This window comes from Pseudomonas sp. BF-R-01, from assembly GCF_019946615.1.
Classification (GTDB): Bacteria; Pseudomonadota; Gammaproteobacteria; order Pseudomonadales; family Pseudomonadaceae; genus Aquipseudomonas; species Aquipseudomonas migulae.
In genome coordinates this window covers 46,143-69,720 of the sequence record NZ_JAGYFX010000026.1, presented here as the reverse complement: position 1 = coordinate 69,720, position 23,578 = coordinate 46,143, and the positions used below count along the sequence as shown (strand labels likewise).

Annotated in this window: 19 protein-coding genes; 8 read left to right on the top strand and 11 right to left on the bottom strand. The window is 58.7% G+C overall.

The genetic code is table 11. The features are described from left to right. A partial coding sequence (locus KGB27_RS12575) for a SulP family inorganic anion transporter (protein ID WP_223554699.1) occupies window positions 1–1,297 on the top strand: 1,297 nt, incomplete at its 5' end. A gap of 178 nt (window positions 1,298–1,475) precedes the next feature. Here the strand turns inward: KGB27_RS12575 and acnB are convergent. Beyond that, window positions 1,476–4,085, bottom strand: a complete 2,610-nt coding sequence (gene acnB / locus KGB27_RS12570; protein ID WP_032832425.1) for a bifunctional aconitate hydratase 2/2-methylisocitrate dehydratase — start codon at window positions 4,083–4,085, stop codon at window positions 1,476–1,478. Between the two features lie 408 nt (window positions 4,086–4,493). On the opposite strand from acnB, the gene KGB27_RS12565 reads away from it, so the two are divergent. After that, a complete protein-coding gene (locus KGB27_RS12565) occupies window positions 4,494–4,964 on the top strand; it encodes a DUF1289 domain-containing protein (protein WP_008038194.1) in 471 nt (156 codons plus the stop codon). Between the two features lie 102 nt (window positions 4,965–5,066). Here KGB27_RS12565 and KGB27_RS12560 read toward each other — a convergent pair whose 3' ends face one another. After that, window positions 5,067–5,930, bottom strand: coding sequence for a universal stress protein (locus KGB27_RS12560; protein ID WP_008028696.1), 864 nt, complete (start codon window positions 5,928–5,930; stop codon window positions 5,067–5,069). 161 nt (window positions 5,931–6,091) lie between these two features. Here KGB27_RS12560 and KGB27_RS12555 point away from each other — a divergent pair, with 161 nt between their 5' ends. The 3 genes from KGB27_RS12555 to KGB27_RS12545 all read left to right on the top strand — a co-directional run bounded on the left by KGB27_RS12555 (window position 6,092) and on the right by KGB27_RS12545 (window position 8,931). Further along, window positions 6,092–6,700 carry a tRNA-(ms[2]io[6]A)-hydroxylase gene (locus KGB27_RS12555; RefSeq protein ID WP_008028695.1) on the top strand — a complete coding sequence of 203 codons (609 nt, stop codon included), beginning with the start codon at window positions 6,092–6,094 and terminating at the stop codon, window positions 6,698–6,700. Between the two features lie 236 nt (window positions 6,701–6,936). Then, on the top strand, window positions 6,937–7,644 hold the full coding sequence (locus KGB27_RS12550; RefSeq protein WP_032828732.1) for a winged helix-turn-helix domain-containing protein: 708 nt from the start codon (window positions 6,937–6,939) through the stop codon (window positions 7,642–7,644). Further along, the gene (locus KGB27_RS12545; protein WP_223434619.1) at window positions 7,645–8,931 is read left to right on the top strand and encodes an ATP-binding protein; all 1,287 of its coding nucleotides are present in this window, start codon (window positions 7,645–7,647) and stop codon (window positions 8,929–8,931) included. A gap of 146 nt (window positions 8,932–9,077) precedes the next feature. On the opposite strand, the gene KGB27_RS12540 is transcribed toward KGB27_RS12545, so the two are convergent. From KGB27_RS12540 to KGB27_RS12525, 4 genes are all read right to left on the bottom strand, one after another. After that, entirely contained in the window at window positions 9,078–9,866 is a 789-nt protein-coding gene (locus KGB27_RS12540; RefSeq protein ID WP_223554697.1) for a MipA/OmpV family protein, read from the bottom strand. Window positions 9,867–10,024: 158 nt separating this feature from the next. Beyond that, the gene (locus KGB27_RS12535; RefSeq protein WP_223554694.1) at window positions 10,025–12,274 is read right to left on the bottom strand and encodes a TonB-dependent siderophore receptor; all 2,250 of its coding nucleotides are present in this window, start codon (window positions 12,272–12,274) and stop codon (window positions 10,025–10,027) included. A 106-nt stretch (window positions 12,275–12,380) separates the two neighbouring features. Continuing rightward, window positions 12,381–12,869, bottom strand: coding sequence for a GFA family protein (locus tag KGB27_RS12530; protein WP_223450447.1), 489 nt, complete (start codon window positions 12,867–12,869; stop codon window positions 12,381–12,383). A 57-nt stretch (window positions 12,870–12,926) separates the two neighbouring features. Continuing rightward, window positions 12,927–13,328, bottom strand: coding sequence for a PaaI family thioesterase (locus tag KGB27_RS12525; RefSeq protein WP_008038201.1), 402 nt, complete (start codon window positions 13,326–13,328; stop codon window positions 12,927–12,929). A 258-nt stretch (window positions 13,329–13,586) separates the two neighbouring features. Here KGB27_RS12525 and KGB27_RS12520 point away from each other — a divergent pair, with 258 nt between their 5' ends. From KGB27_RS12520 to KGB27_RS12510, 3 genes are all read left to right on the top strand, one after another. Beyond that, window positions 13,587–14,471 carry a LysR substrate-binding domain-containing protein gene (locus KGB27_RS12520; protein WP_223554691.1) on the top strand — a complete coding sequence of 295 codons (885 nt, stop codon included), beginning with the start codon at window positions 13,587–13,589 and terminating at the stop codon, window positions 14,469–14,471. Between the two features lie 100 nt (window positions 14,472–14,571). After that, window positions 14,572–15,681, top strand: a complete 1,110-nt coding sequence (gene aguA / locus KGB27_RS12515) for an agmatine deiminase (protein ID WP_223434616.1) — start codon at window positions 14,572–14,574, stop codon at window positions 15,679–15,681. A gap of 2 nt (window positions 15,682–15,683) precedes the next feature. Next, window positions 15,684–16,781: an extracellular solute-binding protein gene (locus tag KGB27_RS12510; protein WP_223554689.1), complete on the top strand. Its 1,098-nt coding sequence runs from the start codon at window positions 15,684–15,686 to the stop codon at window positions 16,779–16,781. 130 nt (window positions 16,782–16,911) lie between these two features. Here the strand turns inward: KGB27_RS12510 and KGB27_RS12505 are convergent, their stop codons facing one another. The 5 genes from KGB27_RS12505 to KGB27_RS12485 all read right to left on the bottom strand — a co-directional run bounded on the left by KGB27_RS12505 (window position 16,912) and on the right by KGB27_RS12485 (window position 23,227). Beyond that, complete coding sequence (locus tag KGB27_RS12505) at window positions 16,912–17,529, bottom strand: DNA-3-methyladenine glycosylase family protein (protein ID WP_223554687.1); 618 nt, start codon at window positions 17,527–17,529, stop codon at window positions 16,912–16,914. 5 nt (window positions 17,530–17,534) lie between these two features. Then, window positions 17,535–18,347, bottom strand: a complete 813-nt coding sequence (locus KGB27_RS12500; protein ID WP_223554685.1) for an isocitrate lyase/phosphoenolpyruvate mutase family protein — start codon at window positions 18,345–18,347, stop codon at window positions 17,535–17,537. A 31-nt stretch (window positions 18,348–18,378) separates the two neighbouring features. Further along, window positions 18,379–19,461, bottom strand: a complete 1,083-nt coding sequence (locus KGB27_RS12495; RefSeq protein WP_192227382.1) for a bifunctional transcriptional activator/DNA repair enzyme AdaA — start codon at window positions 19,459–19,461, stop codon at window positions 18,379–18,381. A gap of 74 nt (window positions 19,462–19,535) precedes the next feature. Further along, on the bottom strand, window positions 19,536–21,194 hold the full coding sequence (locus tag KGB27_RS12490) for an O-antigen ligase family protein (RefSeq protein WP_223554682.1): 1,659 nt from the start codon (window positions 21,192–21,194) through the stop codon (window positions 19,536–19,538). Window positions 21,195–21,724: 530 nt separating this feature from the next. Then, window positions 21,725–23,227: an O-antigen ligase family protein gene (locus KGB27_RS12485; protein ID WP_223554680.1), complete on the bottom strand. Its 1,503-nt coding sequence runs from the start codon at window positions 23,225–23,227 to the stop codon at window positions 21,725–21,727. Window positions 23,228–23,578 lie beyond the last annotated feature (351 nt).

The following is a 23,578-nucleotide window of genomic DNA, read 5'->3' as shown; positions in this document are numbered from 1 at the left end:
CGTCACCTCATTCAGCGCCAAACCGGTGCTGCGCGGCTTTGCAGTGGGGCTGGCCGTGACCATCATCCTCAAGCAAGTGGCGAGCATCGTCGACGTCCACTTGAGCACCGGCAACCTGATCCGTTTCCTGCCGCAACTGCTGGAGCAGTGGCCGCAGTGGAATAAAGTCGGGGCATTGGTCGGCGCGGTGGCGTTGCTGGTGTTGTGGCTGTGCGCGCGGGTCAGGCGTTTGCCAGGCGGTTTGCTGGTGGTGACGCTCGGCATCGCGGCGGGCCAATGGCTGAACCTGCCAGCCTACGGGGTCAAGCTGATCGGCGTCATCGATCTGAGCCTCGAAGTGCCGCAGCACCCGGTGTTGCCGTTCACTGACTGGTTGCGCTTGGGTGAACTCGCGTTCGCCATGGTGATGATCCTGTATGCCGAGTCTTACGGCTCGATCAGCTCGTTTGCGCTCAAACACGGCGACCGGGTGTCTACCAACCGCGATCTGCTGGCCCTCGGTGCGGCCAATCTTTTATCGGGACTGTTTCATGGGATGCCCGCAGGCGCTGGTTATTCTGCGACATCGGCCAATGAAGCGGCGGGGGCCGGTTCGCGTCTGGCCGGGATTGTGGCGGCGGGGGTGGTGCTGCTCATCGTCCTGACGGTGTTGCCGTGGATCGCCCTGACTCCCGAGCCGGTGCTGGCCGCCATCGTCATTCATGCCTTGGCCCGTGGCTTGAGCCTTCAACCGTTGGGCCGGTATTTCATCTGGCGTCGCGATCGCCTGCTGGTGATTTGCGCGGTAGCGGCGGTGCTGGTGCTGGGCGTGCTTGACGGCTTGCTGCTGGCAGTGGCGATCAGCGTGGTGCTGATGCTCAAGCAGATGTCGTCGGCGGACATCCAGGTGTTGGGGCAAATGGCCGGAGGTCACGATTTTATTGACCTGCAACGACATCCCTACGCGAAGGAAATCCCCGGTGTGCTGATCGTGCGGCCCAGCGAGGCGCTGTTTTTCGCCAATGTGGAGCGCATTCTTGGTGGTGCATTGCGCCTGGCGCGGCATGCACAGCCACCGGTGCATACGGTTATTCTCAGTCTCGAAGAGTCGCCGGATCTGGACGGCACCAGCATCGAAGCGCTGGAAGCGTTCTTTTTGCAGGTGCGCGCCGAGGACAAACTGCTGATCCTGGCGCGGCTCAAGCATCAGGCAAAAGCGGCGCTGTCGAAGTTGCCGGCGCAGGAGCTGGAGCAGGTGATTCTCAGCGGCTTGAGTGTCGATGTTGCCGTCCAACAAGCCCTGAAGCTATCCGCATAACCCTGTGGGAGCGAGACCGGCTTGCCGGCGATAGCGGTGGATCAGTTAATTCCTGCATCGACTGACCCACCGCTATCGCGAGCAGGCTCGCTCCCACAGGGGATTGGTGCAAACCTTTCGGGCATAAAAAAACGCCGCTCATCTCACGATGGGCGGCGTTTTTTACAGCGTTGTAACGTTAGGCTTGAACGACCGGGATATTGGCGTTCGCAGCAACTTCACGGAACTCGGCGATCTGGTCGAAGGACAGGTAGCGGTAAACATCAGCCGCCATGCTGTCGATCTTGCCAGCGTATTCCATGTACTCCTCGACGGTCGGCAGGCGACCCAGGATGGACGCAACGGACGCCAGCTCGGCCGAAGCCAGGTAGACGTTCGCGCCGTCACCCAGACGGTTCGGGAAGTTACGGGTCGAAGTCGACACAACAGTCGAGTTCGGCTCTACACGTGCCTGGTTACCCATGCACAGCGAGCAGCCTGGCATTTCCATGCGTGCGCCAGCCTTGCCGTAGATGCCGTAGTAGCCTTCTTCGGTCAGTTGGTGAGCGTCCATCTTGGTCGGCGGCGACAGCCACAGACGGGTTGGCAGCTGACCCTTGACCTGATCCAGCAGTTTACCGGCAGCGCGGAAGTGACCGATGTTGGTCATGCACGAACCGATGAACACTTCGTCGATCTTCTCGCCAGCAACGCTGGACAGCAGACGGGCGTCGTCCGGATCGTTCGGCGCGCAGAGCACAGGCTCTTTGATGTCGGCCAGGTCGATTTCGATGACTTCAGCGTATTCGGCGTCAGCATCGGCAACCATCAACTCTGGGTTGGCAACCCAGGCTTCCATCGCTTGAGCGCGACGTTCCAGGGTACGTGCATCGCCGTAGCCTTCGCCGATCATCCAGCGCAGCAGGGTGATGTTGGAGTTCAGGTACTCGGTGATCGACTCTTTCGACAGCTTGATGGTGCAACCGGCAGCCGAACGTTCAGCCGAGGCGTCGGACAGCTCGAAAGCCTGTTCGATGCTCAGGTTGTCCAGGCCTTCGATTTCCAGGATGCGGCCGGAGAAGGCGTTCTTCTTGCCTTTCTTCTCGACAGTCAGCAGGCCAGCCTGAATCGCGAAGTAAGGAATGGCGTGAACCAGGTCACGCAGGGTGACGCCCGGTTGCATTTTGCCTTTGAAGCGCACCAGGATCGATTCCGGCATGTCCAGCGGCATAACGCCAGTGGCGGCGGCGAACGCTACCAGACCGGAACCGGCCGGGAACGAAATGCCCATCGGGAAACGGGTGTGCGAGTCACCACCGGTACCGACGGTGTCCGGCAGCAGCATGCGGTTCAGCCAGCTGTGGATGATGCCGTCGCCCGGACGCAGGGAAACGCCGCCGCGGGTCATGATGAAGTCTGGCAGGGTGTGGTGGGTGGTCACGTCGATCGGCTTAGGGTAAGCCGCGGTGTGGCAGAAGGACTGCATTACCAGATCGGTCGAGAAGCCCAGGCACGCCAGGTCTTTCAGTTCGTCACGGGTCATCGGACCGGTGGTGTCCTGAGAGCCGACGGTGGTCATTTTCGGTTCGCAGTAGGTGCCAGGACGAACGCCTTTGCCTTCTGGCAGACCGCACGCCTTGCCGACCATTTTCTGTGCCAGGGTGTAGCCCTTGCCGGTGTCGACAGGTGCTTCAGGCAGTTTGAACAGATCGGTAGGGCCCAGGCCCAGTTCAGCACGAGCCTTGTCGGTCAGACCGCGACCGATGATCAGCGGAATACGGCCGCCGGCACGAACTTCGTCCAACAGGACCGGGGTCTTCATTTCGAAGGTGGTCAGGACTTCGTCGGTGCCGTGTTTGCAGACTTTGCCAGCATGCGGGTACAGGTCGATCACGTCGCCCATGTTCATGTTGGTAACGTCGAATTCGATCGGCAGTGCGCCGGCATCTTCCATGGTGTTGTAGAAGATCGGAGCGATTTTGCTGCCGAAGCAGAAACCGCCGGCACGCTTGTTCGGCACGTAAGGAACGTCGTCGCCGAAGAACCACAGCACCGAGTTGGTGGCGGATTTACGCGAAGAACCGGTACCGACCACGTCACCGACGTAGGCGATAGGGAAGCCTTGACCGCGCATTTCTTCGATCTGCTTCATCGGGCCGGTGACACCCTGGACGTCAGGCACGATGCCTTCGCGGGCCATTTTCAGCATGGCGAGGGCGTGCAGCGGGATGTCCGGGCGGGACCAGGCGTCCGGAGCAGGGGACAGGTCGTCGGTGTTGGTTTCGCCGGTGACCTTGAACACGCGCAGGCTGATCTTGTCGGCCAGGACAGGGCGGTTGCGGAACCACTCGCCGTCAGCCCAGGACTGGATCACGCCTTTGGCGTGTTCGTTGCCGTTGCGGGCTTTTTCCGCGACGTCGTGGAACGCATCGAACATCAGCAGGGTGTGCTTGAGCTGAGCGGCAGCGACAGCAGCCAGTTCGGCGTTGTCGAGCAGGTCAACCAGGGTCACGATGTTGTAGCCGCCCTGCATGGTGCCGAGCAGTTCTACAGCGCGTTTCTTGTCGATCAGAGGGGAAGTGGCTTCGCCTTTGGCCAGGGCAGACAGGAAACCTGCCTTTACATAGGCCGCTTCGTCCACGCCAGGCGGAATGCGATTGGTGATCAGGTCAACGAGGAAAGCTTCTTCGCCAGCCGGGGGATTCTTCAGCAGCTCAACCAGGCCTGCAGTTTGTTCGGCGTTAAGCGGCTGGGGAACGATACCCAGTGCTGCACGCTCTTCGATATGTTTGCGGTAGGCTTCAAGCACAGTTATTACCCTCATCAGTGGTCCCAAATGGGTGTCCGGGACGCTCATCCCGAAATTGCCGTACTCATGCGCTGCGTGGCGTTGTGGGCCACTTAGCCAGAATTACCGACAATTCCTTACAGAAGCTGCTTTCAAAGTTTTACGCCTGCAGAACGGGGAGCTGATGAGGGTTGGCGTTGGGCTTTTCCCCGCTGGAAAAACCCTTCGCCAACACCGCTCTGAAGGAACGACTGTGCTCGTGACGCTTTGAAAACAGCTTCTAACGGACATTGGCGCCTTAAAAGGCTGGCTGATTCTACGGCAAAAAAAATTTAAAGGTAAGTTGGGCTCTCAACTTTGAGGGGTGATGAATGTTAGACAAAGGGCTAACATGCCCGCCTGTTCTGCTTTCCCGTGCTTTGTTGACCTATGCCCAATCAGACCATCAAGACCCCCTGCGTCGGCCTTTGCTCCACTGTTTACGGTGACTTGGTCTGCCGTGGCTGCAAGCGTTTCCACCATGAAGTGATCAACTGGAACGGTTACAACGAGGAGGAAAAACGCGCGGTATGGCTGCGGCTGGAGCAACTGTTGTCCCAGGTGATGGCCAGCAAACTGGAGGTTTTCGATCCCCAGCGCCTGCGTCTGCAACTGGAGCAGCGCAAGATTCGCTTCGTGCCGCATCAGTCGGAATATTGCTGGGCCTATCAGTTGATCGCCCGAGGCGCGCGGGTGATCAACAATCTGGAAGCCTACGGGATGGTGTTGATGCCGGAGTTTCGCGACTGGAACCTGCCGGAGCTGCGGGATGCGATTGATCGGGAGTTCTTTTTGCTCTCCGAGGCGCATTACCAGCGTTACATCGCGCCCGGGTTCCTCAAGGAAGCGTTCGGTGGTTAACCTTTAAAAGCTTCGCGGGCAAGCCTCGCTCCTACAGGTGAACACGTAACCCTGTAGGAGCGAGGCTTGCCCGCGAAGGCGCCCTGATGGGCACCGCAAATCTCAATGATGAGACACCATCTCTTCCAGATGATCCTCAATTTCCTGCGGCTTCAACACCAGCACATCGCTCTCCACCGCATCCAACACCACCTCCGCCGTATTGCCGATCAACGCGCCGGATATCCCGGACCGCGCCACCGTGCCAATCACGGTCACCGATGCGCCCAACGTGTGGGCCATGTACGGAATCAACACATCCGCCGGACCTTCCGCGATATGCAGGTGCTCATTGTCAATGTCGAACTCGGCTTGAAACGCTATGCACTGTTCGCGGTAACGCGCCTCGATGGTTTCGCTGAGCTGCAACGTAGGGTCCGCCGCCGACAGCATCGGTGAAGGATGAGCGCTGACCACATGCAGATGCGCCTTGGCCAGACTGGCGATGTCATAACCGTGATCGATGATGATGTTGTGCAGGTGACGGTGTTCGTCATCGGTATTGCCGACATCAATCGCCGCCAGGACCACACCGCCTGCCCAGGGTTTCGAGGTTTTCACCAGCAGCACCGGAGTCGGACAGTAACGCAGCAGTTTCCAGTCCGCCGGGGTCAGCAGGGCTTTTTTCAATGAGCTGTCGGGGTAATGCTGCTTGATCACCAGCCCGCAACCTTCGGCTTGCTGCACATCGACGATGGTTTCGTGCAGGCTTTCGTTCCACGCCTGCTCGGTGGTCACGCTGTAGCCATCCGCGAGCAGTGCTGCCTTGAGCACGCCAAGCATGCCGCTATGGTCATGCTTGCGGTCGCACACCAGCAGATGCAGATGAGCCTGGGTTACCCCGGCAATCAGCTTGGCCCGTTTGAGCGCCAGGCTTTCCGAGTGTTCGGGTTCGATGACCACCAGAATGCTGCGAATGGCTTGCATGATCGGGATCTCCAGAGGGAAAAAAAGCATGGCGTTGCACAACTATAGTTGCTGGTCGCGCATCCGGGACTTGATACATATCAACGGTCGTGGCTGGTGGTCTGGCGGCGGGCCGGTATAATCGGCGCCCTTCGTTTTGAACCTTTATGTCCGTGAGCCCCATGATCCTTCCCGAAATTCACGAGTTCCTCGGTTGTCGCACCCCGGACGGCTGGGTCCAGGCCGCACTGGCCGATCAGGAAACCTTGCTGATCGACCACAAGAACTGCGAATTCAAGGCGGCCAGCACGGCATTGAGCCTGATCGCCAAGTATCACTCCCACGTCGATCTGATCAACCTGATGTCGCGGCTCGCCCGGGAAGAGCTGGTGCACCACGAACAAGTCATGCGCCTGATGAAGAAGCGCAAGATCGAGCTGCGCCAGCTGTCGGCCGGGCGGTACGCCTCTGGCTTGCGCAAAGTAGTGCGCAGCCATGAACCGGTCAAGCTGGTCGATACCCTGGTAGTCGGTGCGTTTATCGAAGCCCGCAGCTGCGAGCGGTTCGAGGCGTTGGTGCCGCATCTGGACGAGGAACTGGGCAAGTTCTACTTCGGTCTGCTGAAAAGCGAGGCGCGGCACTTCCAGGGTTACCTGAAACTGGCCTACCAGTATGGTGACGCCAAGGACATCGCTCAGGTGATCGAGCGGGTCCGCGCTGCCGAGCAGGAACTGATCGAATCGCCGGACGTGGAATTCCGCTTTCACAGCGGTGTTCCAGCCGCCGCATAACCCGTAGGAGCACGGCTTGCCGGCGAAGGCGTCCTTGAGATCGCCTTCGCCGGCAAGCCGTGCTCCTACAGTTAGTTGCGATCTTTTGCAGCGCACTTGTTAAAAACTCTTAAGAGTATGAAAGATCATTGAAAACCGGCCCCAGAGGCCGGTTTTTGCTGCCTGCAATCGCCGCCCCGACGCTGATTGACGCCATAATGCCGCCCACTTCACACAAGAGTTGGCACGCGTTCGTTATGGATAACCTGGGTTTTGGCAAAGTTCTGCTGGTGGAAGACGACGAAAGGCTTGCCGGGCTGATCGCGCACTTCCTGTCCCAACATGGCTTTGAAGTGTTACAGGTGCATCGCGGCGACCTCGCGTTGGCCGCGTTCCTCGACTTCAAACCGAAAATCGTTGTACTCGACCTGATGCTGCCGGGCCAGAGTGGCCTGCACGTGTGTCGCGAAATTCGCAGCGTGTCCGATACGCCGATCGTCATCCTCACCGCCAAGGAAGACGACCTCGATCACATCCTCGGCCTGGAATCCGGCGCCGACGACTATGTGATCAAGCCGATCAAGCCGCCGGTATTGCTGGCCCGTCTGCGTGCGTTGCAACGCCGGCAAACGCCGGACAGCACAGTCTGCAGCTCGCTGGAATTCGGCCATCTGAGCATCGACCGCAGCTGTCGCGAAGTGCGCCTGGCGGGTGAGGGCATCGAGCTGACCACCATGGAATTCGAATTGCTGTGGTTGCTGGCCAGCGCGGCGGGCAAGATTTTGTCCCGCGACGATATCCTCAACCGCATGCGCGGGATCGCCTTCGACGGCCTCAACCGCAGCGTCGACGTCTACATCAGCAAGTTGCGCGGCAAGCTCAAGGACAACCCGCGTGAACCGGTGTGCATCAAGACCATCTGGGGCAAGGGTTACCTGTTCAATCCGTTCGCGTGGGAGCTGTAAATGCTGCGGTTATTTCTCGGTCTGTTTGTGATGATGACGGTTGGCCTGGTACTGGGGTTGCAAACTGTCGAGCGCACGTTCGATGCGCTGCTCGCAGGTCAAATGCAGAGCTACAACCGCGAGGCGGTGCGTGGTCAGGCCTGGTCGCTGGTGGAGCAGTTGCGCGGCCTGGACGGTCCGGCGCGGGAACGCCAATTGGAAACCGTGCGCCCTCACTACGGTTTGAGCTTGAGCCTGGTCGAAACGGATCAACTGGCCCTGACCGATCAGGAAAAAGCCGAGTTGGCCCAAGGCCTGCTGGTGCTGCGTGACAAGTACACGCAGTTCATCTCGCGCATTGACGACGGTTCGCAGTTGCTCAGCATCAAGCTGCCGGCCGAGCCGAGCCTGATGCCGTTCTACATTGCCGCGGCCTATTTGATGATCGCGGTGATGATCGGTTTCGTGTTGTTATTCTGGGTGCGCCCACACTGGCGAGATCTGGAGAAACTGCGCCTCGCCGCCGAACGCTTTGGCGACAACAACCTGTCGGCGCGAATCCAGCTGTCCAAGCGCTCGAACATTCGCGACTTGTCCGAGCATTTCAACCTGATGGCTGCGCGCATCGAAGGCCTGATCGCCAATCAGCGTGAGCTGACCAACGCGGTATCCCATGAATTGCGCACGCCGATTGCCCGGCTGTCGTTCGAACTCGATCAGCTCAAGCAACAATCCGATCCGAGCCAGCGTCGCGAACTGATTGCCGACATGTACGCCGACCTCGGCGAGTTGGAAGAAATGGTCTCGGAGCTGCTGACCTACGCCAGCCTTGAGCGCGGCGCTACGGTCATTACCCGGGAGAATATTCAGGCCAACAGTTGGCTCGACAGCGTGGTCGGCAGCGTGGCGCTGGAAGCCGAGGCGGCCGGGGTGCAACTGCTGATTGTCGAGTGTCGGGTCGATGAGGTGCGCATCGAGCCGCGCTTCATGGCGCGCGCGGTGATCAACCTGCTGCGCAATGCCATTCGCTATGCAGAAGAGCGAGTGGAAGTGTCGTTGGTGCGCACCGGGGATCATTACGAAGTCCAGGTCAACGACGACGGGCCGGGCGTGCCGGTGGACGGGCGGGAGAAAATCTTCGAACCGTTCTCGCGCCTGGACGCCAGTCGGGATCGCCGCACGGGTGGCTTCGGCCTGGGCCTGGCCTTGGTGCGGCGGGTGTCGCAGTCTCATGGCGGGCAAGTGCAAGTGGCGGATTCGCCGTGGGGCGGGGCGTCGTTTCGCATGACCTGGGTGCATCAGGATTAGATGTGTGTTGCTCTTGCGGACCCCTTCGCGGGCAAGTCGGATCGCCGCACCGCTCGCTCCTACAGGTTATCGGTGTTTTTATGATCGACGCATAACCCGTAGGAGCGAGGCTTGCCCGCGAAGGGGCCTTCAGCAACACCCTCAAATCAAAAGCTGTAAACGACCTGCCCAGCCACCGAAGTCTGCAAGCGACGCTCGACAATCGGACTGTCCGCCGCTTTACCACCCAGGTACTGCACCGCCAGCACCGTGGTAAAACTCCATTCATCGTTGATCGGCAGCGACCAGGTCAAATCCGCCCCCCGACTCACCAGGCCACCTTTGGTGTCATACGCCTTGAACTTGCTGCGCGATGCCTGAGCGCTGCTCACGCCATACCAGGTGCGCATGTAATTGCTGTCGCCGAACTGACTGTTCAGGCTGCCGACGACCTTGCCGTAGTCACCTTCATAAAACGGCGCGCTGATGCTCAGTTTCAATCGGTTCCAGGCTGAGCCGGTGTCGTGTTCGTCCTCGTCTTCTTCAAGCGCATGTTCATAACTGGCGCCGAGAATGATCGGCCCCATGTGATAGGTCCCGTCCAGCCCCAGCAAGGGGCGCGACTTGATCGAGCCCATACCGTTGAGCTCATCCGAGCCCTTGAAACCGCTTTTACGGTCCTTGCGCACATCACTTGCGCCGACGTAGACGCTGAGGCCGAAGTCGTCTTCATCAAACGCCCAGCCAAGACCCTTTTGCGTGTCGAGAAAGAAACCATAAGGGCTGACGATTTCGCCGCCCAGCAACGGCGCGACTACGCGTTCATCACTGCCGCTGTAACGCGGCGCACTGGCAGCGCCGGCGCGCAGGCTGTAGTGCCAGTCTTCGGCATACAAGGAGGTGGAGGGGAGGAGCAGGCAAAAAGAGGTCAACGGCAAATACAGCGAACGAAACATGGGAGCACCCTGGGAGATAGTGGATGCGCCCATGCTAGGCGGGTGCCGCCCGGCAATCTTTGGCAGCTTTGTCGCAAAACTGTCAAAGACTGTGAACGGGGTTGGCGAGCGGTGAGTCGCCTGTGGCGAGGGCGTAAATCCCTCGCCACAGAATCAGCTTAGAAGTCCCACTTGGTGGTCAGCATCAGGTTGCGCGGCTCGCCGTAGAACGTGGTGTCGAAGTTGCCCAGGCCGGTCAGGTACTTCTTGTCGAAGATGTTGTTGGCGTTGGCGGTGAAGCTCAGGTGCTCGTTGTACTGGTAACGGGTCATCAGGTCCACGAGGGTGTAGCCGCCCTGTTTGATCCAGGTGTAGTCGCCAGCGGGAGCGCTGTAGATTTTGCCGTAGAAAGCGCTCTGCCAGCTGATGCCGCCGCCAACGGTCACTTTGTCCAGGGCGCCAGGCAGGCGGTAGGTGGTGAACGTGCGCACAACGTGCTCGGGTTTGCTGGTGGACAGCGGGTAACCGAAGATCCGCTGCTCGTCTTTGTCACGGGTGCGTGCGTAGGTGTAACCGGCCATCAGGTTCCAGCCATCGGCCAGTTCGCCGGCCAGTTCCAGTTCCACACCTTTGGTGGTGGTACCGTCGACGGCTTTGTAGATGCCTTCGTTGGTGATTGCGTTGGTGCCGGTCTGCTCGGCGACGCCGTCCTGCTCGATACGGAACAACGCCAGGCTGGCATTCAGCCGGCCATCGAGGTAAGCGGCTTTCAGACCGGTTTCGTAGCTGACGCCTTCAACCGGTGCCAGGGTCATGCCACTGGCATCCTTGTTGGTCTGTGGCTGATAGATCGAGGTGTAGCTGGCGTATACCGAGTACACGTCGTTCAGGTCATAGACCACGCCGGCGTAAGGCGTGACGACGCCGTGTTCCTTGTAGCTCGCGTGGGTGTCGTCCAGCGGTGAGTCCACGTTGTAGCGGTAATCTTCGTTGTACTTGAAGGTGCTCAGGCGGCTGCCGAGGATGACCGACAGGTCATCGGTCGGGCGCAGGCGAGTGGCGAGGTACACACCGTTCTGGCTCTGGGTGCGTTCGTATTTACCGTTGGCCGGGAACTCCTGTTTCGGCAGATGGCCGTCCCAGTCGTAGATGCTCCCCGGGACCATTTCGAAGGCGCTGGTGTCGTAGGTGGAACCGGTCTGGCGGGAGTGGGACGTCATGACGCCGGCCACCAGGTCATGCTCGCGACCGCCCAGTGAGAAGGGGCCGGAGACGTTCACGTCGGCGGTGTCCTGCACGCGATGACCTTCCCAGCGACCCCAGAAGAGGAACATGCCGTCGCCGGTATCGCGGTTCGGGTTGCCACCGCTGGCCGAGGCCAGTTGGGTGTCGTGTTCGGTGGTTTTCTCGCTGAGGCTGGCCTTGAATTTCCAGTCGTTGGCCAGCGCTTGTTCCAGCGAGGCAAAGTATGTGATTTCGTCGAAATCGCGGCGGCTCCAGTCGGCCGCCGGGTTGAAGCTGCGGGAGAAGTCGGTACGGCCGCCGTCGGAGAAATACGTCGGGTTGCCGGTCCAGGAACTGCCGCGAGGTGTGGCGCTGGACTTGTCGATGCCGAATGTCAGCAGGGTATCGTCGGTCAGGTCGGCTTCGAGGATGCCGTAGTACAGGTCTTTCTTCTGGCTGTAGTGGTCAATGTAGGAATCCTTGTCCTGGTACACGCCGACAAAGCGCCCGCGCACGTTGCCCGAGTCAGTCAGCGAACCGGAAATATCGCCGGAGGTGCGGTAATTGTCCCAGGAACCGGCGGTGCCGCTGATCGAGGCCTTGAACTCTTTGGTCGGCTTCTTGCGGATCAGGTTGACGGTGGCGGACGGGTCGCCAGCGCCGGTCATCAGGCCGGTCGCGCCCTTGACGACCTCGATGCGGTCAAGGCTGGCCGAGTCGTCGCTGTTGTTCGGGTTTTCCCCATAAACACCGTCGTACGGCTGGTTGACCCCGTCGTACTGGAAGTTGGTGATGGCAAAGCCGCGGGCGGAAAACTCGGTACGGTCGCTGTCGTATTTCTGCGTCGAAACACCGGGGGTGTTACGCAACGCATCGCTGATGCTTTGCACACCGCGATCGTCCATTTGCTGGCGGGTAATCACCGTGACCGATTGCGGTGTTTCACGCAGCGATAACGGCAGGCCGGTGGCCGAAGACGTTGAGCCGGTGGTGTAGGAATGGGTGTCCTCGGTGGTCGCGCCCAAGGCGACACCATTGATGTTCGTCGCACCCAGTTGCAGCGCGCCATCGTCCTTGGCTGCCGTTTTGCCGGTGGCCGTTTCGGCGGCGTGGGCGGTGGAGGCAAGGCTCAGCAGAGCGGCCGGAAGGGCCAGTGCCAAGGGGCACAGGGCAAAACGAAAACGCGCAGCAATTGGGTGCGACATGGAGATCCCTTTGTATCGAATCGATCGGTAAGTGAAAGGCTTCTGAGGGTTAACCGAACGAAAAACGCAAAGGGGAACTGCCGTGTGAAAAAAATCCAGGTTTTGATTAGTGAGCCAGACCCAGTCGCTCGTGCCACTGTGCGATGGACTCCTCGGGCCAGATCTCGCACTGCCGATCACCGGCATGCGCCGCAACCTCCACCCACGGCGCTTTCGAATTGAGCATCACGTGCGTGTACTCGGGTGGCACCGGCAACGCCGTATCAATGGCCGAGGCGAACGGGTGAATCAGTTCCGGCCATTCAGGGCTGAACAGCCACAAGCCCGAGCCACACACCGAGCAGAAGTGCCGCTCTGCCGTGCTGCGGTGTGCGCGTTTGGCATCTTCGTCCTTGAGTCGTGCGTGATAGATCGCGATGGATTTGCGACCGCGCACCTTGAGGCTGGCGGCATCGCCCGCGATGTTGACCGAGTAACCGCCACCGCCCTGGGTCTTGCGGCAGATCGAGCAATAGCAACGTTGGTAAGGGTAGGGGTGGGCGCTGGTCAGACTGAACGACACGGCACCGCAGTGGCAGGAGCCTTCGAGTCGCATGGCAGAACCTCCAAATGATTGGCTGTTACTTCCCTGACCGCCCCGAAAACCGGTGGTTCATTGCTGGATCGGCACCAGGATCGCATCGCCGGTTGCCACCAGCTTCAACTGATCCCCTGTTTGTGCGAACAGTTCGGCACGGGCAAACACCTGCTTCTTGCCAGACTTCACCACCTGGCCGCGCGCAATGAACACTTCACCGACGGCGGGTGCAAGGCAATTCACCGAAAAATGCGATGCCAGGACATTGCCAGCGACCGTTCCGGCCGCAAACCCACAGGCGGTATCGAGCAGCGCGCCAATCAGGCCGGCATGCAGAAAACCTGCGTATTGCGCCATATCCGCCTCGCGAAAAGCCATGGTCAGTTCCACCTCGCCCGGCTCGGTGCGAGTGACCTCGAAACCGGCCCAGCGGTTGAAGGCGGACGTTGAGTTGATCTTTTTGAGTGCATCAAGCATGGCGAATCCCTCCGGTTGAGGCATCAACATGCGCCGGGTTCTGGGGGATGTCATGGTGGATAAAGAAGGGTGATGGGCGGGTGGCTTGGTGGTGAATATTCTGGCCTTATCGCTAGCAGGCTAGCTCCCACATTGGATCTCCAGTGTTCATGAGACCACTGTGGGAGCTAGCCTGCTGGCGATAAACGAAAACACGGTCCCACTGGACGCCCACCGCCCGCCAAGTCAGCATGAGCACCTCGAATCGGGAACCGACCCATGCGACGACTACCTTCCCTTGCAGCCCTCAAAACCTTCGAATGCGCCGCTCGCCACGCCCACTTCGGCCGGGCCGCCGCAGAGCTGTGCGTCACCGACAGCGCCGTCAGCCATCAGATCCGCCAGCTCGAAGAGCAACTGGGCGTGTCGCTGTTCATCCGCGAAGGCCGGCAAATCCGTCCGACCATGGCCGCCGGGCGCCTGATGCAAAGCCTGCAGCAAGCCTTCGAACTGATTGGTGAAGCCTGCGATGAACTGCGCGATCCGTCGTCGCTGGCGGTGTTGCGCCTGGCGGTGACGGCCGAGCTGGCGCAAAAGTGGTTGATGCGTCGCCTCACGGATTTCTACGCGCGCTATCCGCACATCACCTTGCACCTCTACGAACAACCAATCGATGCCACCGCGCCGGGGGAAGACATCGATCTGGCCATCACCTACGGCACCGGCCCGGTGGACAGCAGCGCGTACTTCGTTCGGCCATTGCCGGCATTGCAGTTCTTCCCGGTGTGCAGCCCCGGCCTGTTCAACCAGGGCGCCCTGAAAACCCCGAAGGACCTGGCGCGCCACTGCCTGCTGCACGACGATCAGGACGGCAAGACCTGGACCGCCTGGCTCACCAGTCATGCCGGCGATCTACGCCCCGACCGACAGTTGTATTTCGCCCATGCCGGCCTCGCGCTGGAAGCCGCGGCCCAAGGACAGGGCGTGGCCATGGGCGATAACCTCACGGCGCAGGAAGACTTGCTCAGCGGTCGACTGGTCCGGCCGTTTACCTCAAGCATGACTGCGCTGGGCCAATACGCGCTGGTGTGTGAACGAGTGCGCCTGGAGCGTCCGGCTGTGGCGCAGATGCTTGAATGGTTCAACGATCAGCTGATCGATTGATGAGTTGAATTCAACTATTCCGAAATAATCATCGTTGGTGAGGAGGGCGCCGACGACCTTAGCCTGTGGTCATTCCAATCCCCGTCAACGAGGTTTGACCATGGCACGTTCGCTCGACACCACCCCAAAACAAGACGGCTTCCGCCTGCCCGGCGAATTCGAAACCAAGGCCGGTTGCTGGCTCGGCTGGCCGGAGCGCACCGATGTCTGGCGCAACGGGGCCAAGCCGGCGCAGAAAGTCTGGGTGCAGATCGTCACCGCCATCTCTCAAAGTGAACCGGTCACCGTGTGTGCCTCCGCCGCGCAATTCGCCACGGCGCGCCGTCAGTTGCCGCCGCAAGTTCGCGTGGTGGAAATGACCTGCAACGACACCTGGTTCCGGGACAGCGGTCCGTGCTTTGTGGTGAATGACGCCAGCGGCGAAGTACGCGGCGTCGACTTCGAATTCAACGCGTACGGCGGCCTCGATGGCGGCTTGTATTACCCGTGGGACAAGGACGACCAGATCGCCAGCAAGATCCTCGAAATCGAACGTTTCGACCGCTACCGCGCACCGCTGATCGCCGAACTCGGCGGCATCCAGAGTGACGGCCAGGGCAGCATCCTCACCACCGAACAATGCCTGCTCAACCGCAATCGCAACCAGCACCTGGGCAAGGAAGAAGTCACCCGGCGGCTGACGGACTACCTCGGCGCCGAGCAAGTCATCTGGCTGCCGCGCGGTTGCAAGTTCGACGAAACCGACGGTCACGTCGACGACCTCGCGTGCTTCGTGCGTCCCGGTGAAGTGGTGCTGCAATGGACCGACAACCGCGATGACCCGCAATGGGAAATCTATCAGGAAGCCTACGACGTCCTTCGCAGCACCCGTGACAGCCGTGGCCGCGAGTTGATCGTACACAAACTGCCACAACCCGACGTGCTGGAATGGACTGCAGAAGAAGCCGAAGGTCTGGACCAGCAAGACAGCACCCACGCCCGTCAGGCCGGCACCAAAATCTGCGCGTCGTATATCAACTACTACGCCGGCAACACCTCGATCGTGGTGCCGTTGTTTGGTGATCGTAACGATCAGGTGGCACTGGCGACACTGGCTGAGCTGTTCCCGCAGCACAAGATCGTCGGCATCGAAAACTCCAGGGAAATCCTGCTCGGCGGCGGTAACGTCGCGTGCATCACCATGCCTCAATACGCTGGTAAAGGAGTGTGATCATGGGCCTGCACAAACTGACTCAAGCGTTATTGCTGGTGCTTGCACCCTTGTGTGTGCAGGCTGCCGACAGCGCCAGACCGGTGGTGAACCTGTACATCTGGGGCGAATACCTGGCCCCGGATACCCTGACCAATTTCGAGAAAAAGACCGGCATCCATGTGATCGCCGATCATTTTGATTCCCTGGAAACCGTCGAGACCAAACTGCTCACCGGTCGCAGTGGTTATGACCTGGTGCTGACGGCGGGGCAGCATTTGTCCAGAGCGATCCAGAGCGGTGCCATTCAAACCTTGAACCTGCAACGGTTGCCCCACTTTGCCGGCGTCGGTGAAGAGTTCCGCCAGCACATGGCGGTGTTCGATCCGGGCAATCGTTACGCCGGGATTTATGCCTGGGGCACGACCGGTGTGGGTTATCAGGAAGAGGCCGTCAAAAAGCGCCTGCCGGAGGCGCCAACGGACAGTTGGGCAATGCTGTTCGATCCGGCGGTGGTCTCGAAATTTTCCGATTGCGGCGTGAGTTTGCTCAACGATCCCAACGAGGTGTTCGCCGCGGTGATGAAGTACATGGGGCTGGACATCAACCGCCAGAACCTCGATGACCTGAAGCTGGCCGAGCAGCAACTGACGAAGATCCGGCCGTACATCCGTTACTTCGACAATGACCTGAACATCAGCGACCTGGCCAATGGCAACACCTGCGTGGCGATGTCGTGGAATGGCAACGTGGCCATTGCGGCGGGCCAGGCAGAAGCCGCGAAAAAACCGTTCACGTTGACCTACCGGATACCGAAGGAGGGCACGTTGATCTGGTTCGACGCCATGGTCATTCCCAAGGATGCGCCGCATCCCGAGGCCGGGCTGGCGTTGATGGATTACCTCATGACGCCGCAAGTGATTGCGCCAATCACCGACACCATTCACTACGCCAATGCGATCACGGCGGCGGATGACTTGATCGCCCCGGCGATTCGTAATGATCCGGGGACGTATCCGTCGGCGCAGGTGCGGGCTTCGTTGTATAGCAAGAATGACAATGGCAAGGCGTTCAACCGGGCGTTGATTCGGGCGTTCAGTCGGTTGAAATCGGGGTTGTGACTGGATTTGAGTGATGTGTTGAATGGGCTGGCGCCATCGCGAGCAGGCTCGCTCCCACAGGGGATCTCCAGCGTTCACAAAATCCCTGTAGGAGCGAGGCCGGCTTGGCGGCAAAGAACGATAATGCGGACTATTTGGCTGGCACCCGCCACAAATACCAGGACGCTACCGTCCGGTAAGGGCTCCACTTCAAGCCGATCTCGACCATCTGTTTGCGCGTCGGCTGCACCTCCAGGCCCTTCAACCGCCGATAGCCCTCACGCACCCCAAAGTCATCCGCCGGCAGGATGTCCGGGCGCTCCAGGCTGTAGATCAGCAGCATCTCCACGGTCCAGCGCCCAACGCCGCGCAGGGTAATCAACTGCTCGATCAACGCCTCATCGTCCATGGCCAGCGCCGTTGCATAGTCCGGCACCACGCCGTCCAGCGCTGCTTGAGCGATGCCCTGAATGGTCGCGATTTTGCCGGCGGAAAAGCCGCAACTGCGCAGTTGATCAAACCCGCTCCCCAGAATCTGTTCGGGCCGCGGAAACGAGGCCGAAGGAAACAACGCCAGCAGCCGCCCGACAATCGCATCACCGGCCCTGGCGTGCAGTTGCTGATAGGCAATTGCCCGCACCAGCGACTCATACGGGTCGCGAGCCGCATGAGGCTGATGCAGGCAAGGGCCGATGGTCGCGATATGGCGCGCCCAATCGTCGTCAATGGACGCCAGAAAACGGGTCGCGGGCTGATAGGGATCGGGCATGAGGATCAAGTGTTTCCGCCGGATTTCAGCAGGGCGTTCACTTCCCCGTACGTGAAGGCCTTGAGCTGGCTGCTGTCGAGTTTGCCGGTCTCCAGAAACCCCTTGGCCAGTCCGGCCATGGCGCCGTACAGAAACTCGGCGATTGCGGAACCCGCGCTCAAACGCCGCACACCCAGCGCTTTCAACGTCTCTGGGGCGGGTAACCCCGGCAACGCGAGTACGTTCACCGGCAGCGTGGTGCCACGGCACAGCGCGGCAATCTCGTACTCCGCCGAAACACCTGCCGCGAACAGTCCGTCCGCCCCGGCCGCTTGATACAGCGCGGCGCGTTTGAGTGTTTCCGCTACGCGGTCTTCGGCCGGCACCAAGGCCTTGAGGTACACGTCGGTGCGGGCGTTGATGAACAACTTCACCTGACGACGCTCCGCAACCTGGCGTGCGATGGAAATCTTGTGCGCCAGCAGCTCGGGCGGCGAAGCACCGTCCTCGATGTTGATTCCGACAGCGCCAGCGGCGAGCACCGCCTCAACCACTTCGGCGACCCGTGCCACGTCATCGGAATAGCCGGCTTCGATGTCCACGGTCAACGGCAGCGAAATCACGCGGGCAATGGCCTCGACGCTCGATACCAGGCGTTCGAGCGGCAGGGTGTTGCCGTCTGCGTAACCGTGCGCCCAGGCGACGGCGGCGCTGCTGGTGGCTACGGCTTTGCAGCCCAGTTGTTCAACGATGCGGGCCCCGGCGGCATCGGCAACGTTGGTGAGAATCAGCAGGCCGTCCTGATGCAGCCTGTGGAATGAGTGGTCGAGCGTATCCATCGATTTCCTTCCTTATGAAAACACCGATTGATCAGAATGCGAGTTGATGGGTGATCTGCACCGCCGCTTTTTCCAGCCTGAGCAGAAACGCCTTGCGCGGTTGTCCTCCACCATAGCCCGTCAGCGAGCCATCTGCACCGATCACCCGGTGGCAGGGCAAGACAATCGAAAGGCGGTTGTGCCCGTTGGCCAGGCCCACGGCGCGACTGGCGCCGGGCTTGCCCAGCCGCGCGGCGATGGTGCCGTAGGTGCTGGTCTGTCCGTAAGGGATTTTCGCCAGTTCGGCCCAGACTTGCCGCGAGAATTCGCTACCGGGCAAGTGCAGGGGCACCTTGAATTCGGTCAGTTTGCCGGCGAAATAGTGCGCCAGCTCGTCTTCGATTTGCTGAAGGTGGGCGTTGTGACCGGGCGCCACCGCGTAGCCATAACGGTTCTGCAACGCCTCGACTTCGCGGGTCAGCGCCGGCCGATCCAGAAACTCCAGCAGCACCAGCCCACGCCGTTCGGCCATGGCGATCATCGGCCCCAGCGGGGTGGTCAGGCGTGTGAACAACAGTGGTTCGCTGTGGGCCGCGCGGCCGGGCGTGATGTGAAAGGATTTTTGAAACGCATCGCGAAATCCACTCAGCGATTCGTATCCCGAATCGAACGCCGCGCTGTCAATGGAATCGCCTTGTCTGATCCCGCCCAGCGCCATGCCGAGGCGCCGGGTACGCAACCATGCATGAAAGGTCATGCCGAAATGCTGTTTGAACCAGCGGCGCAGTTTCAGCGGCTCAATGCCCTCGGCCAGCAGTTGCACATCGGTCCAGCGCCGTTCGGGGTCGGCGTCCACCGACTTGAGCAGCCTTTGCACCCAGTCCGGGGCAATGGCGGCAGCGTCCAGCGGTTTGCATCGCAGGCAGGCTCGATAACCGGCGGACAGGCACTCATCCGCATGGGCAAAGAACTCGACATTCTCCGGTTTTGGCTTGCGCGCCGTGCAGCTGGGGCGGCAAAAGATCCCGGTGGTTTTGACCGCGGTAAAAAACACTCCCTCGTACGCGGTGTCGCGTTCGAGCATGGCGCGGACCATCTCGGCGTGGGGAGGGAGCAAAGTGTCTTGTAAGTTCATGGCATGAGCATAAGACGCGGCGCTCGGCACCTCCACCGGAAAATCGACAGGGAATTCCAGTGAGCAGTCGGGCTCTACGTGTTATCGATTTCGGATTTGTTCTTCTGACGGTCGGTTAGCACCTGGGTAACGATGATTCCCCATATGACCGCTAATAAAAGATTGAACGTGATGAGCCTGAACACTGCAAAAAAAGCTCCGTATATCGCCATGGTCAGGATAGCCATACGTATGAGTGTCCAGTGAATGGGCTCTGATCTGATCGATGACAGTCTGAAAATGACAGGGCCAAAAAGTAAGGCCGAATACACTAACAAGCCGCTTAATCCCCCGACCATCAACATATAAAATGGCCAGTTGTGCACGTAGGCCACTTGTTTGGCTTCCGAAACGTTGTCAGAGGTCTCCCAGCGCATTTCGTGTTTGACTCCCAATCCATTGCCCATTATCGGGTGAGGCACAAACATTTTCCAGGCGATTTTATATTCATCCATGCGTGCAGAGATATTGAAGTCTTTTGTTGTTTTATTGTCTGAAAATACTTCCGGTTGAATGGGGCGATAGTTGTCGGGTGCGGGCGGTGCTTCAAATGTGCTGGTGTCGTTCGGTGTTGTCTCTGTCGATATGTTTTGTTCGAGGGTGGAAAGTGCTGTTGTCGAAATAAGTGCATCGGGCGAGACAATAGTGTCAACAGGCGTGATGTTGAGTGCTGAGGTTGGCAGGGCGATCAATTGGCTCATTCGGCCAATCCAGATATCCTGAATGCCCGTAGAGTAAATGAATATCAAGCCCGCCGCGCCGAGCGCCGTGAGGGTTGTAATAAATTTCGGCAGCACCTCTTTGCGGTAAACGATGAGGTAAACCAGGAATATAAACATCGCCAGTAACGAGCTCAGTAACATGCTTCTGGTAAACGTGATAAGTATTGCGATCATGCAGGACAGGGCCATCAGCAAACCTGTCGTCGCTGCGGCCTTTGGCTGCGCCAATGAGGCCAGGGTTACACCGATGACGAGCCCGACAGGCAGGAGGGCGTCCGTGGCCTGTGCGATCGACATGGTTATTCTGTCGCGCATGGGGCCAATGGCATCGGCGTATTCACTTGCAACGGCTTCCGGGATTCTGAGCGCCTGGTCATCGACCGAAAGAAGCCAATAAGGCCGCCATAAGTCGTTGTGAAAATAATAAAAAATAATAAAACCCGCGAGCATGAATATTGACGTTGCGATTGAAATTCCAATCCAGCGAATCCGGTTGCCGTCCTTGCCTATCAATACCGCGACAGGTAAAAAATTCAACATGAAAAGAAAAGGAATAATTCCTCTGGTCCAGTCCCTGAGCGGGATGTTGTTGTTCAGCGCAACTGTCAGATTTATCGTTATTGCAGTCGAGACTGCCAGTATTGTAAGTCCCCAAAGTTTTAAGTGAGGGCGAGCGGCGGGGGAGCGCAGGCACTCAATAAAAGTGCCTGTCGTAATGACAACCAAAAGAACTGCAAATGAAAATTCTTGTAAGCCAACTGTGGCGGGGGCCGGAGGTAACGCAAGTGCCAGCGGGAATAGTGTCAGCATTCCTAGCCATGGCGAAAAAACCGCTATGATGATAGCGGAGGCCATGCCGGCAGTAGCCATAAAAAGAATAGTGTCGTTTTCTTGTGTCAGGCCAATAGCAGTCAGCGCTGCAATAATGATTGCAGCGCTATTTTTAATGCGGATCATAGTGTTCAATACCATGAGTCACTCTCCCTCAGGAGAGCGTCTTTAGGATGGCTTGAAGCGGTTGGATATGACCAAGTCGCTCCTGTCCATGATTCAACTTGCAACGAGCCAGTCGATGCGATTAATTCAGCCGGTCAGCACAATTGAATTGCACATTCATACGTGCTGTCAGCCCTGTGCTTATGAATCGGACATTGACCAACGACTGGGCAGGCGTCTCTGTTATCCGGCACGCTGAATAAATCATGAGGTGTCCTTTCAGGCATTCTTGGGAGCCCGGGAATCAGGGCGCGGGCAGAAGAAGATACCGACACACTCAGTTGCTGAATGTAGGAAAGTTCCTGAAATGGGTACTCCGCTTTCCCTGTATCAAGCGCCAGCATCTGAAGCTGCGGAGCAGGCATCAAAACCCTGGGCAGGTGGTAAGCGGAGGAGGAGCGAGGCGAGGGGGGAGACACTACTATCGCGGCCCGGCGACGCCCAGGATTAAGGGCGTCGCGGTTTTCAATGCCGTGGACTCGAAAAACGGTGACCTGACCGCTTTTTTACAAAGCCACCTCTTCCTTGATAGAGGACTGGCTTTTGCGGCGATCGGCAAGTATCTGGGCAAATATGAGTCCCCAGATAACGGAAATCAAAAGATTGAAGGTGATGAGCCGGAAGACAGCGAAGAAAGCACCATAGACAGTCATGGTCAGTACGGCCGCACGGATAATGGTCCAGTGCGTCGACTCAGACTTGACCCAGGACAACCTGAAAAACAGCGGCCCGATCAGGACGACCGAATAAACAAGGAAGCCAGCGATGCCGCCGACCATCAAAATATAAAAAACCCAGTTGTGCACATAAGCAACCCATTTGGTTTGCCGCTCATTCTCAACGGTCTCCCACTGCATTTCGTGCTTGATACCCAGGCCGTTGCCTAATACGGGATGGCTGACAAACATGTTCCAGGCAATTTTGTACTCTACCAGCCTGGACGAAACGTTAAAGTCCAGTTTTTCTTTCAAGACAGGGTCTTTACTGTAGAACTCCTTCAGGTTGCCAGTTTTTATTTCTGTCAGTTGGTTCATTCGCCCAATCCATATGTCTTGCATGCCAGTGGCGAAGATGAAGACCACGCCAGCTACGCCTAACGCTGCTCCAATTTTCACGACTTTAAGCCGCATTTCCTTGCGGAACATGAATATAAAAGCGGTAAACACAAATGCGATGAGCAGCGAACTCATCAACATGCTTCGGGTGAAGGTGATCAGTACGGCGAACAGGCAGGTCAAGGCCATCAAAAAACCGATTGCGACGACACTTTTGCGGCGAGCCAGGGTCGCCAGGACGACGCCCAACACGACCCCGACGGGCAACAAGGCATCCGTTGCCTGCGCCACCACCATTGTCACCCTGTCGCGCATCGGGCCAAGGGCGTCGGAATATTGCAGGGCAGCAGTTTCGGACATTCTGACGACCTTGTCGTCTACCATCACAAGCCAGTAGGGCAGCCAGATGTCGTAGTAAAAATAGTAAAAAATAATATAACCGGAGAACAGGAATATGAGTGTGGCAATGGACCCGCCGAGCCAACGTATCCTGCTCTCATCGTTGCCTACGAGTATCGCGACAGACAAAAAGTTATAAATGAAGAGAAACGGAATTGCGCCGCGCACCCAGTCGACCAACGGCACGCCGTTTTTTACCGCGACGAACAGGTTGACTGCCAATACAAACAATCCGATAAGTAATGCCAGGCCGAAATACTTGAGTGCCGCCTTGTTCGCGGATCGTGAAAGTTTTACCAGTACTCCCACAAAGATGACGCCCATTAGCAGGGCGAACGAAAGTTCGGTGATTCCGATGGTGGCAGGTGCCGGGGGCAGAGAGAACAGCAGGGGGAATAACGCGAGCATTCCCAGCCAGGGCGAAAACGCCGCCAGGATGATGAGTGAGCAAATACCGGCGACACCCAGATAAAAAACAAAACCGTGTTCTTGTATCAGACAAATAGCGGTAAGCGCTGCAAGTGCAATTGTTGCGCTATTTTTATTAAAAATCATGTTTATTACCTTGATTACTTCCGTGTTAGTAAGGGGGGGCACCTTGAGCGAGGGCCTCAGCAACTGACCTTTTCAGTTCGGCCTGGTTCCATCGACTCAAAGCGAGAGCCCGTCAAAACGATAATGCAGCTGGTTAACCTGGCATTGACAAAGTTCCGGAATTGCGCTGTTGGCGGCCAAGTTGCCGTTAAATCACCCGCCGACAGGCTAGACTCGGTGGGGGCTGGCGCTATGACCATAGGTCGGATCAATTCTGAAATATTTTGAAGTGAGCATTCTAGTCAGTGTGCTGATGTAACGCGAGGGGTGTCATGGCTATTCGGGACGGGAGGTCAGACTCGCAGTCCTTGT

Bases quoted from the DNA above. Each gene is read 5' to 3' on its own strand.
- KGB27_RS12565 (WP_008038194.1), top strand. From the start codon at position 4,494: ATGCCCAATCAGACCATCAAGACCCCCTGCGTCGGCCTTTGCTCCACT.
- KGB27_RS12560 (WP_008028696.1), bottom strand. From the start codon at position 5,930: ATGCAAGCCATTCGCAGCATTCTGGTGGTCATCGAACCCGAACACTCG.
- KGB27_RS12555 (WP_008028695.1), top strand. From the start codon at position 6,092: ATGATCCTTCCCGAAATTCACGAGTTCCTCGGTTGTCGCACCCCGGAC.
- KGB27_RS12550 (WP_032828732.1), top strand. From the start codon at position 6,937: ATGGATAACCTGGGTTTTGGCAAAGTTCTGCTGGTGGAAGACGACGAA.
- KGB27_RS12545 (WP_223434619.1), top strand. From the start codon at position 7,645: ATGCTGCGGTTATTTCTCGGTCTGTTTGTGATGATGACGGTTGGCCTG.
- KGB27_RS12540 (WP_223554697.1), bottom strand. From the start codon at position 9,866: ATGTTTCGTTCGCTGTATTTGCCGTTGACCTCTTTTTGCCTGCTCCTC.
- KGB27_RS12535 (WP_223554694.1), bottom strand. From the start codon at position 12,274: ATGTCGCACCCAATTGCTGCGCGTTTTCGTTTTGCCCTGTGCCCCTTG.
- KGB27_RS12530 (WP_223450447.1), bottom strand. From the start codon at position 12,869: ATGCGACTCGAAGGCTCCTGCCACTGCGGTGCCGTGTCGTTCAGTCTG.
- KGB27_RS12525 (WP_008038201.1), bottom strand. From the start codon at position 13,328: ATGCTTGATGCACTCAAAAAGATCAACTCAACGTCCGCCTTCAACCGC.
- KGB27_RS12520 (WP_223554691.1), top strand. From the start codon at position 13,587: ATGCGACGACTACCTTCCCTTGCAGCCCTCAAAACCTTCGAATGCGCC.
- aguA (WP_223434616.1), top strand. From the start codon at position 14,572: ATGGCACGTTCGCTCGACACCACCCCAAAACAAGACGGCTTCCGCCTG.
- KGB27_RS12510 (WP_223554689.1), top strand. From the start codon at position 15,684: ATGGGCCTGCACAAACTGACTCAAGCGTTATTGCTGGTGCTTGCACCC.
- KGB27_RS12505 (WP_223554687.1), bottom strand. From the start codon at position 17,529: ATGCCCGATCCCTATCAGCCCGCGACCCGTTTTCTGGCGTCCATTGAC.
- KGB27_RS12500 (WP_223554685.1), bottom strand. From the start codon at position 18,347: ATGGATACGCTCGACCACTCATTCCACAGGCTGCATCAGGACGGCCTG.
- KGB27_RS12495 (WP_192227382.1), bottom strand. From the start codon at position 19,461: ATGAACTTACAAGACACTTTGCTCCCTCCCCACGCCGAGATGGTCCGC.
- KGB27_RS12490 (WP_223554682.1), bottom strand. From the start codon at position 21,194: ATGGTATTGAACACTATGATCCGCATTAAAAATAGCGCTGCAATCATT.
- KGB27_RS12485 (WP_223554680.1), bottom strand. From the start codon at position 23,227: ATGATTTTTAATAAAAATAGCGCAACAATTGCACTTGCAGCGCTTACC.